This is a genomic window from Planctomycetaceae bacterium, from assembly GCA_041398825.1.
In the GTDB taxonomy this organism is placed as follows: domain Bacteria; phylum Planctomycetota; class Planctomycetia; order Planctomycetales; family Planctomycetaceae; genus F1-80-MAGs062.
The window spans coordinates 244044-264527 of record JAWKTX010000001.1 but is presented as its reverse complement, the minus strand read 5'-3'; the positions used below and the strand labels follow the sequence as shown (position 1 = coordinate 264527).

Here is a 20484-nt window from a genome sequence, read left to right as displayed (position 1 = left end):
ATCCCGGCAACAAAATATTCGTGCCGATCCCCAAGAGCATTACCCCGCCATTAGCTTTTGCCTGAACACAAAGAATAGCGCGCCGAGCAGGCAGATGCCCGCCCAGAGATAGTCGAGCGTTGGCTTTTCCTTCAGGTAAATCCATGCAAAAGGAACGAACACAGAGAGCGTGATCACTTCCTGGATGATTTTCAGCTGGCCGACATTCAGTTCCTGATGCCCGATGCGATTCGCCGGAACCTGTATCAGGTATTCGAACAATGCAATTCCCCAGCTGATAAGAGCAGCAACAACCCAATGACGGTGGGCCATGTTCTTCAAATGTCCGTACCAGGCAAACGTCATGAAGATGTTGCTGCATGTCAGCAGGCCAATCGTCAGCAGAATTCGAGACATAAACCGTCCAGAGAAAGATTTTAGATGGCAGTCCATCCTGAAACTGTGGCTGGAACTGCGGGACACAACCGATGCCTGGGAATTCTTGCGAATTCCGTTATAAGAAGCACCACCTGATTCCGTCTTGAAATGACCTGTCGCTTCGAAGTGACCTGTCACTTGACTTCATCACGAGGTAAATCAGCGAGATGATTGTCTCTTTCAGTGAACCTGTGATCTCACCTGCCGGAGGGTTGCGACCGTGAGACAATGCCGATCAGAAACAACGCGGGCCACGACTTCCGGGGTTTCACGGAGGCGAATTCTGCAGGCGGGCGGAGCAGGGCTGCTTGGCCTGAATTTACCCCAGGTTCTGCAGGCTGAGGAAGAGGGACTACGCATCCCGCAACGAGCAAAGTCCGTGATTTTCCTGTTTCTGTTTGGTGGACCCAGCCAGCTCGAAACTTTCGATATGAAGCCGTTGGCTCCGGACACAATTCGCGGCCCCTTCAAGCCAATCGCAACTCGAATCCCCGAACTGAACATCTGCGAACACCTTCCACGAACCGCCATGGTCGTTGATCGATGCTCAATCATCCGTACCATGAGCCACAGTTTCAACGATCACAGCGGAGGCGGCCATTACATCCAAACCGGCCAGCGCTGGCACGTTCCAATCGGTGCAGGTTTCAATGTGACCGAAAAAGACTGGCCAGCCATTGGCTCGGTGGTTGACTACGCAATGCGAAGCGATGCATCCACCGGATTAACCTTACCCAACTACGTCGTGCTCCCGAATTCACTGGGAAGACTCCAGGACTACAAAGTGCTTCTCAAACGTCCGGGTGAAACAGCCGGGTGGCTGGGACGCGGCTATGACCCGCTGACCACGCGTATCGATAAGCGAGCCCCCAAAGATAATCCGTATTGGCGAGACTGCACAGACGAAGAACTTACGTTTCAAATCGACGGGCTGATAAAGAACGAGTCACTGAACTCAAGCCGCCTGAACCAGAGGCGATCACTGCTGGAACAGTTTGATGACGCTCGACGACGCCTGTCGGCCAGCAGCGTGGATGAGTACGATCAGTTCCAACAGCGAGCCTTATCTCTGGTCACGTCGGAAGCGACCCGTCGTGCGATGGATTTGAAACTGGAATCTCCATCGCTGCGGGACAGGTATGGACGGCACCTGTTCGGCCAGTCAGCACTGATGGCTCGACGAATGGTCGAAGCCGGGACTCGGTTTGTGACGGTCCACTATGATTGCATCGATGGCTACAGCTGGGATTCACACCAGAATAGTACAGATGTCAAAAATCATTTGCTCCCAACTCTGGATCAGGCTCTCAGCACACTGATTTCAGATCTCGATGAACGCGGAATGCTCAACGAAACGATGGTTGTCTGTATGGGCGAAATGGGCCGAACTCCAAAAGCAAACGCGAACTGGGGACGAGATCACTGGAGTACACTGTTCCCGGCCGTGCTGGCTGGTGGAGGCATCCGACGTGGATACGTTCACGGTCAAACGGACGCCGATGCCGCGTATGCCACAACAACACCCGTCAGCCCGGAAAGTCTGGCAGCGACAATCTATCACGCAATGGGAATCTCCCATGAATTGCGAATTCCGGACGCAACCGGCCGACCAACTCCAATTGTCCCTGGCGGTGAGCCCGTCATGGAACTGTTTGTCTAGCCTGGCAGCCTGTTGAAGAACGGGACTGGCTCGAACAGGAGACCAGAAAACACGATGGTTTCCAGTCAACTGCGTGCCTGTCCTGTTTTTTTGAACGGACTGTTAGCCTCGGAAACGCGAACAAAATCTGCTGACACCTCACCGTTCACGGTCGCCTGACTTCTCGCGTACCTGCACCAGAGATGCAGACCCGCCGCCGGAGGACTTTCCACCTGGCCTGATGAATTCTGCCATTTTACGTCCGATCTGAGTGCCCATTCCGTTCTCGTCTGCAGGGAAAGTGATTTATCCCCCGCTCGTCAAACGAAGGCCCTGCCTGCGACCGGCAGTGAGATCGGTCGAAGCATCGCATCAAATTCATTTGCTCAGACGCCATTTTATCGAGAGAACTCATGACTGTTCAGACGGATACTCAGGCTACAGCACCGACATACAAACTGCACTCACCCGGAGGTGTCGTCTGGGCCACATTTCTGGGGGCACCGCTTGCCGCTGGCATCGTGATGGCGTTGAACTATGCACGTGCTGGACGCGGTGAGAATGTCTGGAAAGCGATCGCCGGGGGAGTCGCAGCGTCGATCGTTCTGTTGGGCCTGGTGTTCGCGATCCCCGACGAAATTCTGGACAAGATCCCGAACGCGGTGTTTTACGTTCCTCAACTGTTGATCGTCAGTGCCGTCGCAAAAAAATTGCAGGGCAGATTGGTTGAGGAGCACGTCGCCAGGGGCGGAGAACTCGTATCAGGTTGGCGTTCAGCAGGTATTGGATTGATGTGCCTGCCCTTGTTAATTGGCGGCCTCCTGCTGATGGAACCGTCATTCGGGAACGTTCTCACCGCAGGCAATGATGAAGTCTACTATCGTGGCAATGCCACCGAAGAAGATGCTCAGGAACTGGCGGATGCTCTGAAGACTCTGGGATTTTTCGGGGGCGACGGTGCCTCTGTCCGCCTCGAAAAGGAGTCTGGCAGAACAACACTGTCATTCATCCTGATCAATGATGCCTGGAATGATGCGGAAATCGTGGACGGTTTCCAATCGATCGGAGTAAGTCTGGCAGGAGACCCGCTTCCATCGAATTTTACAATGCAACTGTGCGATCAAACATTCACGGCAGAAAAAACACTGATGATCGAAGCCATGCTCGACCAACCGCTCTAGTTTTGGGTTACGGCTTGTTCTTGGCGGCAGACATTTTCTTCCGGGATCATGGCTCGCATCGATGGATACGGAAATCCGTGGTGCAAAAAACGCCAGCCGGCGACCGTGTCAGTGACAAATCATCGACTTGCCCCGCAGCACTTACGCTGCAGAACTTGCCCCGTCGCAATGACAGCCACGCGAGCGTGTTTGTTCTGACAGATGGCAGCCACCCGTTCCCTGGAAACCGAGCCATTCCGGTGTCGACAGCAGAAACCAGCTTGCCGCAATCCTGATCTTTTCATTCAGTGCTCACGAACCGTTCCCAAAATCCATCAGCTTCCGGAACAATTCAGCGTTCCTGTCAGGGATCTGAAACTTACCAGTGGCCACCTTCGCGGTGATCCGTTCGAATCGATCTCGAGCGACCAGTTCAGCCAGCCGGAAAAAACAATGATGCTCCGATGATGTCAGGGAAAATACGCAAAATGAGGAACCATTCGGCAATCACATCGGCAAAAATGGCCGTTGCTCAGATTCCGGCTTTCTGATATCAAACGTTTCCTCAACCCACCGTCTTCAAGCTGAAGCACCAGCTGCGTAGGCTATGGCGGTCCACTTTGAAAATTCCTCTCTCTCAATCGTTTCGCAGTCCGGATGACTTTCTGTCAATACTGGCCCGAAACGGTTCCATCTCGCACGATATTCTGGCAGGACGCCAGTCGCTGCGGCCACGGAGCAGGCTGTGAGTACGAAAAAGAAACATCATCTGCGTGTCCTGTTCGTCGACGATGAACAGTCTATTGCCGACATGATGCGGTCCGAATTGCCACGGATGGGGCATACGGCCACGATCCGGCAAACAGCCAGTTCGGCTATCGAGGCCATTCAGGCAAACTCGTTCGATGCCGCAATTGTCGACCTTCGCATGCCGGGCGGAAGCGGCTGGGACGTGATCGACCACCTTCGAAACTACTCCCCGGAAACCGACGTGGTCATCAGCACGGGCCACGGAAGCATGGACGATGCCATCCGTGGAATCCGGATGGGCGCCTACGACTTCCTGCCGAAACCGGTTTCTTTGTTCGAAATCTCAAGCGTGCTTGATCGAATCGGCGACAAGAAAGCGCTTCAGAATAAGGCAGCCGCTCTGGAATGTATGCTGGAGCGAGTCGAAGGCCGATCTCAACTGGTCGGTGAATCCGGCCCCATGATGCGCGTGCATAAGCTCATCGAGAAAATCGCCCCCACCGATTCTGCGGTCCTGATTCTCGGCGAAACAGGCACAGGGAAAGAAATGGTGGCTCGCCGAATTCATGAACTCAGCGACCGTTCCAAAGAACCGTTTGTACCTGTCAACTGTGGCGCTCTGCCCGACAATCTGGTGGAAAGTGAGTTCTTCGGCCATCGCAAAGGAGCCTTTACGGGAGCAGAAACAGCTCGAACCGGACTGTTCGAAATGGCCAACGGCGGAACTCTGTTCCTGGACGAACTCGGAGAACTCGACAAGTCGATGCAGGTGAAACTGCTCAGGTTTCTTGAGTCAGGCGAGGTTCGACGAGTCGGTGAAAATGAGCCGATTCATGTTGACGTCCGAATCGTCTGTGCGACCAACCGGGAGTTGGAACAGATGGTGGCAGAAGGGGCGTTCCGCGAAGACCTGTTCTTCAGGGTCAATACCTTCGAGATCCATTTGCCACCGCTTCGGGAACGACTGGACGATATTCCTCGCCTGTCAAAACACCTGCTGGCACGGCACATGAAACGGGACACTGCGCCAGATGACATTCTGGCACCGGAAACAATCAGGATTCTGCAATCGCATCAATGGTCAGGAAACGTGCGAGAACTCTCCAACGTACTCGAACACGCACTCATCCTGGCGGAAGGAAAACAAATCACGCCGGAAGATCTGCCTCGCAGCGTCATGCGACACCAAACGGGCACCGTCTCTGCCGCCGAACCTTCGCAGAACACCAACTCTATTTCTGTGCCTGAAGGAGCCCCGATCACGCTGCGAGATATGGAATCTCAAATGATTCTCCGAGCACTGGATAAGTATGACGGCGATAAACCCAGGGCCGCTAAAGAACTCGGGATTGCCCTGAAAACGCTCTATAACCGCCTGAATCAAATGCAGATGCAAAACTCTCGAGATGCCAGTTGAATTTCCCCGCTCACCCCTAAGAGCGATCGAAGAAATCCAGGCTTTCCACCGCTTCACAGTATCTGACTCCGTTACCCAACACCCGAGATCGGGGTAGTCTCGCTACACAGAAGGGGCCGGCGGGATGACCTGTGGTTCTGGAGGTGCGACGGGTTCCGGCTTCTGCGGGACTTTGAATCGCCGAACAACCCCCGAAACAACCCCCAATACCTGTCGTGTAATGGTGGCGTAAGCGCCGGGAATTGCCGGCACAAGCTGATTGCTGCCTTCCTGCACATTGCACAGCACCACACTGTGTCGATCGTCCAGGGCAACGACCGTACAACCTGACTGAATTGGTGCTTCGCGGTTGATGATCAGGTAGTCGCCGTCTGAAATATTCAATGGCGAAAATGCATGCCCCTCGATTCGCAGGCAACAAATGTCATTGCCATCAAACACACTTCCAAATGAAACCGATTCGTCCGAAGAAACTGATGCCTGAATGGGGCGACCGGCGATCGCTGTACCAATCAGCGAAACGCTCAACCGATTCTGAGGCGCATCAGCGAGCTGAATCGCACGAGACATATTCTGTTCGCGGCTGATTAATCCCTTCCGCTCAAGAGCCTTCAGGTGGCACATGACTCCGTTGGGTGATCGAATATTAAAGTGGACGCCGATTTCGCGAACTGTCGGGCCATAGCCGCGATTGACAATCTTGTCGCGAAGAAATTCATAGATCTCGCGTTGCCGACGGGTGAGAGATGGTTTTTTGGAGTTACCAATCATTCCAATACCTTCGTTCTTGAATGCCAATCGGATACGGTCTGCGTATCCGTAATCGCGGGGGTCGCCTGAGAAGGGATGGCAACCATGAGGAGGGACCAGCAGGGCACGGCGGGTGAATCTAGGGGTGACAAATGTACTGTACCACCTCCGTTAGCTTCTTCCATGTGTTCCTCTGAATTTCCCCCCTCATTCCCGATCTTTCGCAGCCGTTGCGCAGGGAAATCCCGCACTTCTCCGAGATTTCGAGGGCTGTTTCATCACCAGGAAAGCCCATCATCCCGGCTCGACTGAGGGGCATTTTTCAGCCCGCAGTCATTGCTCCGCGGGGCGACACAGAATCACGCCTTTTGTGAATGAAACTCACATTCATTTTCCAGTCTGATGCCACGGAGATCTGGCGGATGCCGAGCCAACCGGCCCATCCACGGACGGAAGCCAGCCCCAGACTGGGCGGAAATCTGCGTGGGCATCTCCCCCGGGACGCGAACGCACTTACTCCAGACAACAAGACGTCCGGTATCACTGGGAGCTGTTTACGGCTATCCGTACGGGCCAGAGAATGCTCTCCGAATCTGTCCTTCTCAGGTCCTTCAGAGATCGCTCCGAATCACTGCCGTGCCCCGGCCGTTTCTGCAACCGTCGGCCAACAACAGTTCTCCCGCCCCCATCCCATGACACAAGGGGCGGCTGCAATTTCATCACCATCCGAGTTTGCGTTGCTGCGGACGCTTCTGCTCAGAATATTGCCAGAGTCCGTCCTGTGAGCCCCGGTTCTGCGAGCCGTGGGAGAATGGTCTGCGGAATTACAGAGCCGTTAGTTCTTAAAGACCTGCTGCAGAAGAGGAACGATTTCCGCGGTAGACACGCTGGTGGAAACGACAGTCCCATCAGACTTCAGAATCCAGATGGAAGGGACTTTCGAAACGCCCCAAAATCGAACCAGCTGACTATTCCACGATCTCTGATTAGGATCGGGGAAATAAATTTGCTGGCCTGGAACAGGCGTACTTTCCATAAACGCCTCCAGTTGTGGCTCTTCTTCATCCATGGGGACGCCAATCATTCGCAGTCGGTCACTGCCAGCCTGCGTCCGAACTTTAGTCAACAGTGGCAAGATCTCTTCGGCGAATTCCTTGTTTTCTGTCGACCAGAAGTAGATCAACGTTGGCTTACCAACGAAGTCGTCCGATGACACAAATCCACCGTCGATCGTTGGGCCGGAGAACTGTGACAGTTTCTGGCCAGTCACCGCGAAACGGCGAAGTACCGCAATTGACTCCTGTCCCGGTGTGGACTGGGGGAAATTCTCTGCAAGGGCGGTGTAGCAGAGCTTCGATTCCGTCATCAGACGCGTTGAAAGGCCTGCGTCAGTTGTTGACAAGGCGTGAAGCTCGCAACTTCTTGCAGCCGCGAACAATAGCGACACAGCTCTTTGTTCCTGTTCCGGAAATCGATCAGAGAATTCGCGTGCCCATCTGGAAAGCGTTTCAAACCATTCCGGCTGTGCCTTCCCCTGCAGTCCGGCCTTTGTATGAGCAAATCGCGCAGCGATGTAGACACCCTGAGCTGCTGCCGGAGACTTTGGATCATGCTGTTGTAATGCCTGGACGTCCGCGTAAAGCTGCTCGACATCTTCCGAAGTGCCGGAAAGGGCCATCTGGAATCGCGCATCCAGCAATTGGCCTATGGCCTGCTGAAACTGATTGGCTCGAGCTTCATCGTTCATCGTCAAACGAAGCACATTCGTCGCGGTGTCGACAATTTGCTGGTTTCGATCTCGCCGAGTCACCCTCGCTTGTTCAATGTCCTGAGGAACCGGTGCGACCCGCAGTTGCTGAATTTTTTGCAGCAACTGCGTCACCTCATCGGGAGTTTCAGTCGGCGCTGTGACTTCACTGTTTGTGGTTTCTTCCGAATCTGAAACGGGACTCGAGATTGAAGCCGTAATCGTAGCAACAGGCGATGCTTCAGCAGCGGAAGCAGGCTTCATCGGGGCGTCCGTAACGTCTGTCGCGGCGGCAGAATCATTCTGCTCAGGAATCGTATCTGTCGTCGCAGCAGAAGCATCGACCGGGGTTTCTGGAGAACTTCCACAGCCGGAAATGAACATTGAAGCCGACACCCCAAAGGCAGCGGCTGAACAAATGGGCTGATGCAGAAGTCGAGTCACCAGGAGATGGGACGATCTCTGACGGGCAATAAGATTCTTGGTCATGATGGAAATCGATCCTTCGATTTTTTGCACGGGGATTCGTTGGGAATACCTCGAGACCCGGTGTTCTATCCAAATCGCAGATCCACTGAAATACGAGTCCCCGGTTTTCGTGTGCTTGTGCAACCAGGCAAGCGAGTTAGACTGCCCAGAAGGGGCTGAGTGAGTAATCAACCGAGAGCTTCCCCTGAGCAATACTGCAATTCCTGATCTGAGATTTTCAAAATGACTGCAGAGCGAAGTTTCCCATCGCCGTCGGAACTGCGAGTCCTCGCGATTCACGCCCATCCGGACGATATTGAATTCCAATGCGCCGGCACTTTACTGAGATTGCGTGAATTAGGTTGTCAAATTTCAGTCGCAACAATGACTCCCGGCGATTGCGGCAGCGCCGAACATACGGCTGAGGAAATTGCGACGATCCGCAGGGCGGAAGCGGGGGCCGCGGCGGCCATTCTTGGTGCGGACTATACCTGCCTTGAGTTTCGCGATCTGAGTATTTGTTTCGATATGGACGCCCGCCGAAGGATGTGCGAATTCATCCGCCGCAAGGATCCTCATCTGATACTCACAGCTCCACCCGTGGACTACATGCATGACCACGAAATTACCAGTGCGCTGGTGCGAGATGCCTGTTTCAGCGCTTCGGTGCCGAATTACCGAACCCATCAGTGGGACCCGGCCCCGATTACCGGACAGATTCCATGGCTGTATTACGTGGATGCGATTGAGGGAATTGATCATTTTGGTCATCGTCAGCCCGTGGACTTTGTCGTGGATGTGACTCCCCAGTTTTCACGTAAAATGCAGGCTCTGGCCTGCCACGCCAGTCAGAGAGAATGGCTTCGGCGACAGCACGGAATCGACGAATACATGCAGGCCTGCGAAAGATGGAGCGAAGCGCGGGGGGCCCAGATCGGAGTTGCACATGGCGAAGCATTCCGACAGTACAAAGGGCACCCACACCCGTCCAACAATCTGCTTGGAAGCCTGCTGAACGCCCAGGAAATCCGAGAATTCACCCGTTAACGAGGCAAGGTCGGTTCGCGGAGATTCTGTTCGCAGGCTATGCTTACAAGGGTTGAAATGATGCTGAAAGGCACGCTCGGCCTGCGTTGGGATCATTTGCCCCTGAATCGGAAGGTTCGCACGCAGTCGAGATGACTTCAGGTCGTTCGTGTACTCTGTTCGAGGTCCGGCACTTTTCATATCCGATCTGTTCGAAGTTTGAAACAAGGCGGTCTGCGTGACCGTCGAAGCCTGCATCAAACTTTCATTTATTTCACACTCTGTCTTTCATGAGCTTGGTTTATGTCTCATTCGCCAGCCGCAACAGCAAACACTTCTGAATTGTTCTCTCCAGTCGAACTCGAACAGTTCGAAGCAGACGACGTCACCGCTGGCAGTGCCATCGGGAAGATGTTGTCCATTTTGTTCCTGTACACAGTTCTTGCCATGTCACTGGTATGCTGGTGGACATTCAGCACGGTAAAGGCACGAACGACCCCATCTGAGGCCCCCGCGGCCGACCATGGTGGTCATTAGAAACAAGACAACTCAGGTTTGTGCATCTGATGTTTGTTCAGAGGGTTGACGTAGCGCGATGAGCAGTCCCGACACTGGAAATCGAACGTCCTCCCCGGCCATCCGCATTTCTCTCAGCCCCACCATTCGTCACTTGCTGAAATCTGTCCGGCAGAGAATCCGCCGCGACTCTGCAATCGGCGGAATCATGGTTACGCTGGTATTTCTCGGTGGCGTCTTCTGGACCAGCCTGCTGCTCGACGAAGGCTGGTTCGCTTTACAGAAGATGGAACTGCCTGTCGGCTTGAGAGCGATTGCACTTGCCGTACTGCTGCCGGTGCTGATCTGGATTCTGGGATCACGCGTCCTTTTTCCACTCATCCGCCGTATCCACGACACCGACCTGGCATTGCTTCTGGAACGACGGTTTCCGCAGTTTCAGGATCGACTGATCACATCCGTTGAGAGTCAGTCGGGATTCAGTAACGACGGGCCACTTGTTGCCAACATGCTGGCAAGGGCAGTTGAAGAAACAAATTCAATCGCGGCAGCAATTGACCCCTCAGAAGTCTTCAGCACGCATTCGATACGAAAATCGGCTTGGCTGGCATCCTCAGTTACACTTGCCATTGCTACGGTGGGAATTCTCCAGCCATCAACCCTGAACCGCTGGTATGACGCTTTCGTTCGATGCGAAGAAACCTACCACCAGCGCACTTCGACGCTTGAGATTTATGCAATTGCTCAGCCGGGCGACCGAAAAAAAGAATTCCGCGAGATCGAAGGCGCCATGGTGTATCGGCACCCGCGTGGCACGGATCTCGAACTCGAATTGTTTGTCCCGGAGTTCAATCCCGCGAACAACAAACCCTGGACGGTGCCGGACCGTATTCGCATTGATGTCGTTCGCGAAGACGGTAGTCGGAGCCGTGCCTATATTTCATCTGCCAACGACAGAACGTTTCGATTTGTTCTCGCGCGACTTCAGGAAACTATCCGTCTTGAAATCCTTGCGGGAGATTATCGACCGACGCACGAATATCGTGTTGAACCCGTCAACGTCCCCATCATTGACAGTATCCAGCTTCGCTGTGACTTCCCGGAATATACCCAGTGGAATCAGAAACGAGAGCGGGTCGTCAATATCTCCGGCAGTGAAATATCTCTGCCCGAGGGAACTTCATTTGAACTTCAGGCTGCCGCCTCCAAGCCGCTCAAGTCCGTCCGAATTGTGACCGAGCGTTTTGAGATCTCCGGTGATCGTGAATCGGCTCGCATCATACCTCGCGAGGGTTTCGCATCCACTTCGCTGGTCGGTGGGCCGCTGGTTTCTGAAGACGGTCGCAGTTTACGGATTCAATTCTCGTTACTCACGGAAGCCGCCACATCAGAAGCAGACCCACCAACTGCCGGAGCTCTCGAAAGCACCAGCCCTTCTGCAGATCTGCCGAGTGACTTCTTTCCCCTGGTTTCCAACACGGCCATCCGATTCTTTCTGCAGGACGAAGACGAAGTCATGTCCATCAATCCGGATGTATTGCGGGTTCGGGGAATTCCCGACGAAGCCCCCGTGATTGCAGTGAGAGGCGAGGGGATTGAAAACGCGGTGACTCGACTGGCCAGGATTCCGATTACCGGAAAGATCACGGATGACTACGGGCTCCAGACCGGACATTTCGAATTTCTGGTTGATGACGAGTCAACATGGAGACTTCGACCTTTCCGTCGACCACCAGCTCCGGGAAGTCTGGAGTATCAGCTGAGTCGAGATGATGACGTTCCATTCGAAGTGTTCGAGGTTCAGCCTCTCGATCTTTCCGAAGGCCAAACTTTGACTCTTGCCGTAACAGCCAGCGATTCCAACGTCATGACGGGCCCCGGAGAGTCCCGAAGTGAACCCATGGTTTTCCGGATCGTTAGTAACGAGGAACTGCTGTCGTTGCTGTACACACGCGAGATTGCACTGCGGCGCCGATTCGAGGAAGTGATTTCAGAGCTCGATCAGCTTCAGCAGGATCTGAATTTTCATCAGTCAGTAGCGAGCCGACTGGAGAACGCGACCGACCGAAAGGCCGAAGATGACGCCGCCGTGACAACCTGTGCGACAAGAGCGGGTAACACACTTCGCCGTCAGGGAAACGAACTCACTTCGATCGCAGACGGATTCGATGAAATTATCAGCCAACTGCTGAACAACGCGATTCCTCCCCAGCAGCTCGCAATGAATATGCGAGACGAAATCCTTATGCCTATTCGCCGGGTCACCAAAACTCCACTCTCAAACGCTGATCGAACGATCAGTGAATTTCGTGTGGCGGCCATGGATCGAAAACCTGTGACCCGGTTGATATCTGATTCCGCTGCCCAGGTTTCCGCGATGATTTCAACCCTGCGAACGATTCTGGAAAACGTACGCGATATGGCCGAATTCCATGAGGCACTTCGAGATCTGAAGAGCATTCTGGAAGAGCAGCAAAAGATTCTCGATGAAACTCGTGCCCTGCAGAAGCGAAATCTGATCGACAAGCTGAAGCTGCTTGATTAGACACCGGTGAACGATGTTCAGGGGAAATGCCGAGCTTCGCAATGGAAGCCGGAGCCTCAGCGTCTGACTCAGTGAGCGGTCAGTCTCATTTCGGCGAAGTGTGTTGACCACGTCATTTGCAACTCACGAATCTCCCGGCCGAATGCATCACAACGCCGGCTGAATAATGTCGGATACGTTCCGTCGGCATTCATTCGACTCTTCCGAACGGGCCGGTTCCAGGGAAACGGTTATGTTTTCCGTGAGAGATGCCGATCCTCTGATTACTGGCCATCGGCGCGCGGTCTCCCGTTGCGCAGATTCTGCCGGAACTGGATCGACCATGGATGGTGTCCTGGAATCGGAATAGAGGTGTTTAGCCATGGGACGGCTTGGAATCCTGCTTTGCTTCGCCCTGACGACAAGCTCGTCGGGGTTCGCCACAGCGCAGCATTCGACCGGAGTACCGGGAGTTTCCGGAGAATTCGTGGTCGGAGGTGATGTGGCAAATCCCCATGCTTACACCATCGCCTCCCCCAACCGGGTGGTCCATCTGCGTGATGCTGTTGCACAGGCAGGGCTCTTGGCCGATTTCTCGACGGTCCTCGTTCTCCCCTCCGGAAATGCACGCGGCCAGTGGACACACTTCATTTCGCCATCGAGTTCCGATCCGGGCCCCGAAATCAAGCCCGGGTATATCCTGATGGTCTACGGCCAAAGTCTGCGGCAGGCAGCCGTCCCCAATGCGGTCTTCATTCAGAATGGCATCGCAACACCTGTGACGCTGGAAGACGGCGTTCGAATCGGCGACGTATTTCACTCCTTTGGCATCACAACCCCAGCAACTTCCACCCGAATCGTGTCTGCGAATTCCGGCAGAACTCAGAATAACGCTGCACTTACAAGTCCTGTGATGCACGGTGACATCATCATTGCCGGTAACGGGCAGCAACTTCAGGCAGGCGGAAGACCGACGCGGGGATTTCAGCCTCAGGTCACCGAATGGCGTTCGAACGCGATGAGCGATTCATCTACCCACGAAATGCCATCCCCGCAGCCAACTGAAGTTTCTTTGGCCACAGCTTCTGCAGTTGACGTTCCCGGGCAAGACAGCGACCAGCCATCCGAAGTCGTGTCGGGTTTCCACATCCCTCTCCTGTCGACTCCGACGGATCGGGCGGTGGCGGATCTAACGACGCAGGGAGGGGATTCTTTCCGGGAAGATGGTCAGAACGAACTAACGGCCAATGCGAGCGAGACCGCGATTGATCAGAGTGCTCTGCGACCGGCATCCCTTCAGATTCTGCCGCCGGACCCGATCGACGAGGCGGGATCTCCAGTGGTCCGAATGAATGAAGCTGGTATCGAATTGCCTGTCACCGAAACTGCAGCAGACACGGCACCGATCCCTCCGGTCCAGAGATCCGGATCGATGGCAGGTCTCTGGAATGCAATCTTTGTTGTTGGCCTCCTGTTGGCCGGATTACTGATCATCGGTGGCTGGCTCAAGTCAGAAGCCGAAATGCGTTCGATGCACGCGTCCGCAGCAACCGATCTGCAAACCCAGCTCGCGAGCATCCCGGTCTCCGAAAACAGGCACCAGGGATCTGGTGCCGTCGCATCTCAGTACGGGATGGAGAATCCTGCACGCGCGTATCGACAAGCATCTGACAAATTGAGTGACGAAGACGAACAGTTCTCCTCTTCAAGTCTCGCGAGCCTGATCGATTGCACGACCGGTGAAATAGTTGACGACGAAGTGCCCACGGGGTCGGGATCATCCATGGAGTCGGCTCAATCTGCACCATCGCTTGCCTCAACCATCGAAGTGGAATCGTGTGTCACATCCGCCGACCCGATGGTGAAGCCTGAGGAGTGGTTCAGTGGCGACTGGATCCCGAATGTCGTATCAGCTCGCAATCGCAACCAAAGCCAGAGCGGTGCAGTCGTGCAGTCCGAAGCACACGTCGCCATCGACACGTGGGCGGAGCAAAACGGCACGATGGCAGCCGACAAAACAGAATTCCCGCAGGTTGATTCCAATGAGTCCGGCGAAAACCAGAACTCAATCGATCCAGTGTCAGTCGAGGAGCATCTGGTAACCATGAAACACGATGAATCAGAAACAAGCGAAACTGTTTTAGGCGGATTCGCTGCTGAAAATCCGGAAATGATTTCCGGTTTCGAAGCCCTCACGGATCTGATCGAGAATCGGCTGCCGATCGATCTTTGTGACGCAGCGTTACCGTTGCGGGTAAATCTGTTTGGAACCCCCGCAGGACCTCGCCGCCTCAGAATCGATTCGGCACATACCAGCCTCAGTGGTCCACACTTTTCGATCAACAGCGATATTCAGCAGCAATCGCCAGAGATGGTCGGAGCAATGGCTCAACAAGACCAGGCAGGACGACAATCCAGCCACGCTCAGAACTCAACCAGCGTCGATAGCGCAGCCACCATCGGTACTGATGACCCTGGCGCAAAACATTACCGAACAGATGCCGGGGAGAGCGCAGGGAACGACGGCAGAATGAACAGTATGGCCGATTCGGGAAGTCCGGTGAAAAGCCGATCCACCAGTCTCGACCGAGCATTGAACTACCTCAACGAGCAGAAACGATCATGATTACAGCAATTGACTTTGGCTGCAGTCGAATTCGATCCGTCTTCCGGAATCCAGCCAACCCGGCACGACTGAATCTGTTCGTGGAGCGGTCGGAGTATGCGTTAATCGAAGAAACCGAACAGCATCACAGGACACTGCAGGAGAGCAACATCCCCTACGCCGTGTGTGATCAGTCTCTTGCTGTCGTCGGCAACCGCGCCAGGGACTGTCAATGGCTGAGCCAGCTTCCGTTAACACCTCTGATGATCGATGGCATCGTGCCATCAAATGATCCGCCAGCGAGGCAGATGCTGCATCTCCTGACAGCGGCAATGCTTCCGCCTGCTGACGGACTGACCAACCTTTGCGCGGTCGTCGTACCAAACGCGGGGATTGATCCGCAACAGGACATGAATAACCGTGACTTTCTCCTGCGTCTTGTGCGAATGCAGGGCTACGAACCCTTCGCCGTCAGCGCTGCCGAAGCGTCCGTTCTTGCCTGTGGGGCCAGCGCAGGTTTCACCGGCATCAGTGTTGTGATCGGTGCGGAATCAACAGACATCTGTGTCACACGTTTCGGAATGCCTTTGGCATCAACGACTCTTCCTTTCGGATGCAATCAGATTGATACTGAGATCGCTCAGCACTTTAAAATGTTCCGCTGGAGCAAGAGCGGCGACATGTTTCTGGACATGGATTCCGTCGCTGACTGGAAAAAGAATGGACAAGTCAGTGTGAGCAAACCCGTCGGAGATCGAGAACGAATACTTGCCGGAACAACCTCACTCGTCCTCGACCAGATTGTGGGCGGAATCAGAGATCTGCTGCGTCGGGGACCTGTCACCGCTCAGCTGGCAGGCAAACGAATTCCCATACTGCTCTCCGGCGGTGGCTCGCTTCTGAACGGTGTTAGCGACCTGCTGACAGAACGACTCATCCAGCAGGATCTCGCCAGTATGATCTCTGCAGTTCGATTGGTTGCCGATCCGGAATTTGCCGTAATCCGAGGTGCGTTAATTCACGCCGAACTGGAAGCGAGGGCTCAGTTGACTCGGTCCGTGGCCGCCTGAGCCAATTACAAGCGGTCCATTGCCCTCAGCATTTCAACTTCGACTTTTGCAGGGTCGCCAAAAGCTTCACGGAAATCGTGTAGCCGCTGATTTGCAGAGTAATCTTTCAGTGGGTCCCGGCTCTCTACGAGTCTCAGGTAGCTCGCAAATGCCCTGGCCCGTGCTGGATTTTCCGTGAGAAACCAGGTAACCGCCCAGGCGTTACTATAAGCATCAAGCACGTTGCCGTTGAAAAACTTTTCATCGGCAACCATACGGGCAAGGTCACCCGCCTGCTGGCGTGAAGAATACTGTGAACGAAACCAGGAGAGTCGACTTTCGTTGATGCGAGACGCGTTCCCGGATCGGGATCCAGCCATTCGCATTCCATCGGCCTCCAGCACCGTTGCCAGACCTTCCAGTATCCAGCTTGGGCTTCCGCCAATTCTGGAATGGACTCCAATGTTGTATCCAACCTGGTGCGTCGTTTCGTGAATGATGGTGTCTGCGGTTGGCCCAGCAATAGAAAACATCGAACGAATTCCGGGGGATACGGAGACGTTCCTGTGGGTCGACGCGAGAGCAGGGCTCAGTTCGTCGAAAAGCGTAACGCGATTGGTATTCAGTGAATAGTAACCAAGCAGCTCCCTGCTCCAGTCGGAATTGTCGCGACGACAGTATTCACGAAACTCATCCTGCGTTGCAAAGATGATCGCAACCAATGGTGAATCGGGTTCCTGGACTTCGAAACCACGGACCCGATAGAAGTGTTCGATCTGTCGAAACGAACGCTCGAACAGGTCGCAGTAGGAGTTGGCACGTCCACGCGGAGCACAGACCAGATAATGAGTTGACCCCGCGATGTCGTAATCCGATCCGAATTCACTTCGCAGCTTTTCCCTGAACTCCGATGCCGCCGCAGGAACAAAATTCTCTGCCAGCACCCGGACGCTCTTCAAACCGGAAACCGGGATTCGCCGAATAACCCCAAAACGATCCTGTAGACAGCACAACCGGCTGTCCATAGAAACAACTTTGCCGGAACAAATCCCGGCCTCAGACGTTACCTCAATCAGTCGTGCAGCCCCGGCATGAACACTCGATACAATCGTCATCGCCAGCAGGACAGTCAACACACGGACGGGGAGCGTTCGCGTGCAGATCCTGCGTGCAGATATTGAGTGTGTGAGGCTGTACAGTGGTTGTTCCAGCATGTTGACGACAGATCAGATTCACAGAGTTTGGCGGAAAGGAACTACCACGAAACCTTGCTCAGACTTGCAGACAAAGTTGAAGAAAAACGAGTCGGAAGCCATGAGTTGTCGCCATCGGGATGCAACAGAGCCGATTCGCAACGAATCGAAGACAAAATGATGCCCGGATGTTGCCACGTTCCGGCTGCCTGATTGTCGAATGCAACATGGGTGGTTGCGTCGAATCACCGTATGTTGCTGAATTGCCACGCTCCCGCATACATGTTGCGTTTCAGCAACATTCAGGATCTGAGGAAAACTTCCGCACTTCCTGTGTGCAGATTTGCCTTTCAAAGCAGACAAGGTCACCATGCCACGATCCGTCTCACGTCTGTTTCTGTCCAATATCGTGCACGTTTCAATGGTGGAATTTCGAACCTGTCGGCTGGTGACCCTTGGTTGCAAGGTCAACCAATACGAAACACAGCTTGTGCGAGAAGCGCTGGCACAAAGCGGCTACCGTGAAGCCACCGATGATGAACGCGCAGACCTTTGTCTGGTGAACACATGCACGGTCACAAATACCGGCGATTCCAAATCGCGGCAGGTGATTCGCCAGCTCGCACGTCAAAACCCAGGCACAAAGATCATCGTCACCGGGTGCTACGCAACACGGGACCCTCAAGCCGTCAGCGAACTGCCGAATGTCATTGATGTCGTCACGGACAAACGTGAACTTCCGGATGTCCTGAGCCGTTTTGGCATTGTCGATATGCCTAAGGGCATTAGTGACTTTGAAGGACGCCATCGCGCGTTCGTCAAGATTCAGGATGGATGTATCCTCAAATGTTCCTACTGCATTATCCCGACAGTCCGGCCAGGATTACGAAGTCGTCGCCCTGTCGATATTGAGGAAGAGTTTCGACGATTGATCGATAATGGATTTCGTGAAATCGTTGTAAGCGGCGTCCATGTCGGTCATTTCGGAATCGATACGAATCATCTGAAACCCGGGGATCAACCGGAGAGACTTTGGCATCTTCTGCGGCGACTGGACAAAATTCCCGGCGATTGGCGCATGCGTCTTTCCAGCATCGAAACCGTCGAAGTGAATGACGACTTTATCAAAGCCGCCGGAGACTGTGAACATCTGTGTCCGCAATTCCATCCTGCATTACAAAGTGGAAGCAACTCTGTTCTGACCCGTATGCGTCGCCGTTACCGTGTCGAACGGTTTCTCGATCGTCTGAATCAGATTCGCGACATTCTGGGCAACGACCCAGCATTTTCGACGGATGTGATTGTGGGCTTCCCCGGCGAAACTGAAGACGAGTTCCAGGAGACAATGAACACCTGCCGCAGGGCGCGATTCATGAAAGTGCATGTGTTTCCATTCAGCCGTCGTGACGGAACACCTGCGGCAACAATGCCCGATCAGGTTCCGCCGCCTGTCATCAAAAGCCGCGTCCATCAGCTTGGCGAACTGGAACGAGATCTGGCGATGGAGTTTTACAGCCGTCGTCTCTCGACAGCGGCAGACAGCGAAGTGGCAGGGGCCAGGCTCGAAGTACTCGCGGAACGATTCAGCGAAGACAGGCCTGGCTTTGTTAAAGGAACGGACCGCTGGTACATGCCGGTGGAACTGCCTGGCACCGAACAGGACCTTGGACAACTGATTCATGGAATTGCAGCGAGCGCGACACGCGAAGGTGTGGTTGCCGATCGGATCAAAGCACTCGTTAAGTGAACGCCGAATATGGCGAAGGCATAGTCATGGCGTTTCTGGTAGCAATTGAAGGGATCGATGGGTCAGGCAAGGGAACTCAGGCCAATCGACTCGTTGCAGCGTTACGCGATGCGGGCGTGCAAACAGAGACGATGCAGTTCCCTCGATATGCTGCCACTAATTTCGGCCGGGCGATTGGTGATTTTCTGAATGGACGTTTCGGCCAGCTTGGCGATGTCCATCCTCAGCTCGCCGCGGTCCTTTATGCCGGAGATCGCTTTGAATCGCGTTCTGCGCTTGAGCAGATGATGGCGACAAATGACGTCGTCGTTCTTGATCGTTACGTGGGTTCCAATCTCGCACATCAGGCTGCAAAACTTGATGGAGAAGAACGCTCGCAACTGATCGACTGGATTGAACGGGTCGAATTTGATGTCTTTGGACTCCCAAAGGCCAACGCCAATATTCTGATTGATATGTCGTCGGACTGGAGCCGCGAACTGGTATCCCGAAAGGCGGCACGAGATTACACGGACCGGGAAGCGGATTTGCAGGAAGCCGATACATCCTACATGGAACGTGTCCGGGGATGTTATCAACAAATCGCCGCAGGCCGGCCTGACTGGCACGTTGTTCCCGGTCTCTCCCAAAGCGGTGAACTGCGACAAATCAATGAGGTTGGTGATCAGATACTGCAGATGGTTATGCAGCTGAACCAGCCGAACTGACGTCGGAATGCCCTTCACCGTCTTCTTCGTCATCGGTATCCAGCTCCGATGCGGACGGTACCGCCGTTTGGCGGCGGAGCGTCTGAAAGTTGGGAAGATCTTCCAGCCGCTGAAGACCAAACATGTTGAGAAATTGTCGCGTCGTGATGTACAGAAACGGACGCCCAAGTGAATCGTCTTCACCGCCAATGCGAACCAGTCCGCGATCGATCAACTGCTTGATCATATCGGTCGACTGAACTCCGCGGATGGCTTCCACATCGGCACGCGTAACGGGTTGCTGGTAGGCGATAATCGTGAGTGTTTCCATCGCGGGCGGGGTCAGTTTCATTTGATCCTGGCGCTGATGGATTCGCTCAAGCCACGGAGCCAGTTGCGATCGCGTCATCATCTGATATCCGCCAGCCGTATTCTCAATTCGGAAAGCGGAGCGATCACGTTCGTAACTGTCATTCAGCACCTGGATGAGCTGAACCGCCTCCTTCCAGTCAATGAGCCGCGCCAGCTGCGCAAGCTTTCGGGCGGACTGCGGCCCTCCGGAAATCAACAGGGCAGCTTCCAGTCGAGCAATCCGAGTCGATCGTACAAGACCGCCATCCGGCAGGAACTGAAGTCGATCCAGCAGCGACTGCCTGACACGCAAAGGTCCGCGCAGCAACCGCATTCGCTGCGATTCTGTCCGCGCCAGAAGCAGGCCACTCTGATTGTTAATCGTGGCTGCCGGATAGCCGTTCTTCGTTGACCATGTTTGAACCTGCGGCCACATGTA

At 54.4% G+C, this 20484-nt stretch carries 15 protein-coding genes; 10 read left to right on the top strand and 5 right to left on the bottom strand.

The window, feature by feature from the left end; genetic code table 11:
• Window positions 1-39 precede the first annotated feature (39 nt).
• The gene (locus R3C20_00935; protein ID MEZ6039038.1) at window positions 40-396 is read right to left on the bottom strand and encodes a DMT family protein; all 357 of its coding nucleotides are present in this window, start codon (window positions 394-396) and stop codon (window positions 40-42) included.
• Window positions 397-637: 241 nt separating this feature from the next.
• Between R3C20_00935 and R3C20_00930 the strand changes: the two genes are divergently transcribed.
• The 3 genes from R3C20_00930 (at window position 638) to R3C20_00920 (ending at window position 5383) form a co-directional block, all read left to right on the top strand.
• Window positions 638-2077 (top strand): DUF1501 domain-containing protein, encoded by a 1440-nt coding sequence (locus tag R3C20_00930; GenBank protein ID MEZ6039037.1) that lies wholly within the window; start codon window positions 638-640, stop codon window positions 2075-2077.
• Between the two features lie 392 nt (window positions 2078-2469).
• Window positions 2470-3237, top strand: a complete 768-nt coding sequence (locus tag R3C20_00925) for a hypothetical protein (GenBank protein MEZ6039036.1) — start codon at window positions 2470-2472, stop codon at window positions 3235-3237.
• A 724-nt stretch (window positions 3238-3961) separates the two neighbouring features.
• Entirely contained in the window at window positions 3962-5383 is a 1422-nt protein-coding gene (locus R3C20_00920; GenBank protein ID MEZ6039035.1) for a sigma-54 dependent transcriptional regulator, read from the top strand.
• A 102-nt stretch (window positions 5384-5485) separates the two neighbouring features.
• Here the strand turns inward: R3C20_00920 and lexA are convergent, their stop codons facing one another.
• Together lexA and R3C20_00910 are read right to left on the bottom strand one after the other, a co-directional pair.
• Window positions 5486-6154, bottom strand: coding sequence for a transcriptional repressor LexA (lexA, locus tag R3C20_00915; GenBank protein MEZ6039034.1), 669 nt, complete (start codon window positions 6152-6154; stop codon window positions 5486-5488).
• Window positions 6155-6968: 814 nt separating this feature from the next.
• Window positions 6969-8369, bottom strand: a complete 1401-nt coding sequence (locus tag R3C20_00910; protein ID MEZ6039033.1) for a TlpA disulfide reductase family protein — start codon at window positions 8367-8369, stop codon at window positions 6969-6971.
• 222 nt (window positions 8370-8591) lie between these two features.
• Here R3C20_00910 and R3C20_00905 point away from each other — a divergent pair, with 222 nt between their 5' ends.
• From R3C20_00905 to R3C20_00885, 5 genes are all read left to right on the top strand, one after another.
• Window positions 8592-9395, top strand: coding sequence for a PIG-L family deacetylase (locus R3C20_00905; GenBank protein ID MEZ6039032.1), 804 nt, complete (start codon window positions 8592-8594; stop codon window positions 9393-9395).
• 282 nt (window positions 9396-9677) lie between these two features.
• Complete coding sequence (locus R3C20_00900; protein MEZ6039031.1) at window positions 9678-9911, top strand: hypothetical protein; 234 nt, start codon at window positions 9678-9680, stop codon at window positions 9909-9911.
• A gap of 58 nt (window positions 9912-9969) precedes the next feature.
• Window positions 9970-12435 (top strand): hypothetical protein, encoded by a 2466-nt coding sequence (locus tag R3C20_00895; GenBank protein ID MEZ6039030.1) that lies wholly within the window; start codon window positions 9970-9972, stop codon window positions 12433-12435.
• 361 nt (window positions 12436-12796) lie between these two features.
• Complete coding sequence (locus R3C20_00890; protein MEZ6039029.1) at window positions 12797-15040, top strand: hypothetical protein; 2244 nt, start codon at window positions 12797-12799, stop codon at window positions 15038-15040.
• Complete coding sequence (locus R3C20_00885) at window positions 15037-16089, top strand: hypothetical protein (GenBank protein ID MEZ6039028.1); 1053 nt, start codon at window positions 15037-15039, stop codon at window positions 16087-16089. Before R3C20_00890 ends, R3C20_00885 begins: the two co-directional genes overlap by 4 nt.
• Before the next feature lie 5 nt (window positions 16090-16094).
• Here R3C20_00885 and R3C20_00880 read toward each other — a convergent pair whose 3' ends face one another.
• Window positions 16095-17204 (bottom strand): DUF1570 domain-containing protein, encoded by a 1110-nt coding sequence (locus R3C20_00880; protein ID MEZ6039027.1) that lies wholly within the window; start codon window positions 17202-17204, stop codon window positions 16095-16097.
• A 427-nt stretch (window positions 17205-17631) separates the two neighbouring features.
• Between R3C20_00880 and mtaB the strand changes: the two genes are divergently transcribed.
• The gene (gene mtaB, locus R3C20_00875; protein MEZ6039026.1) at window positions 17632-19008 is read left to right on the top strand and encodes a tRNA (N(6)-L-threonylcarbamoyladenosine(37)-C(2))-methylthiotransferase MtaB; all 1377 of its coding nucleotides are present in this window, start codon (window positions 17632-17634) and stop codon (window positions 19006-19008) included.
• Window positions 19005-19715, top strand: a complete 711-nt coding sequence (locus R3C20_00870) for a thymidylate kinase (protein MEZ6039025.1) — start codon at window positions 19005-19007, stop codon at window positions 19713-19715. The genes mtaB and R3C20_00870 overlap by 4 nt, the downstream gene beginning before the upstream one ends.
• On the opposite strand, the gene scpB is transcribed toward R3C20_00870, so the two are convergent.
• Complete coding sequence (gene scpB, locus R3C20_00865) at window positions 19690-20481, bottom strand: SMC-Scp complex subunit ScpB (protein ID MEZ6039024.1); 792 nt, start codon at window positions 20479-20481, stop codon at window positions 19690-19692. The two genes, R3C20_00870 and scpB, sit on opposite strands and share 26 nt — an antisense overlap.
• Window positions 20482-20484: the final 3 nt, after the last annotated feature.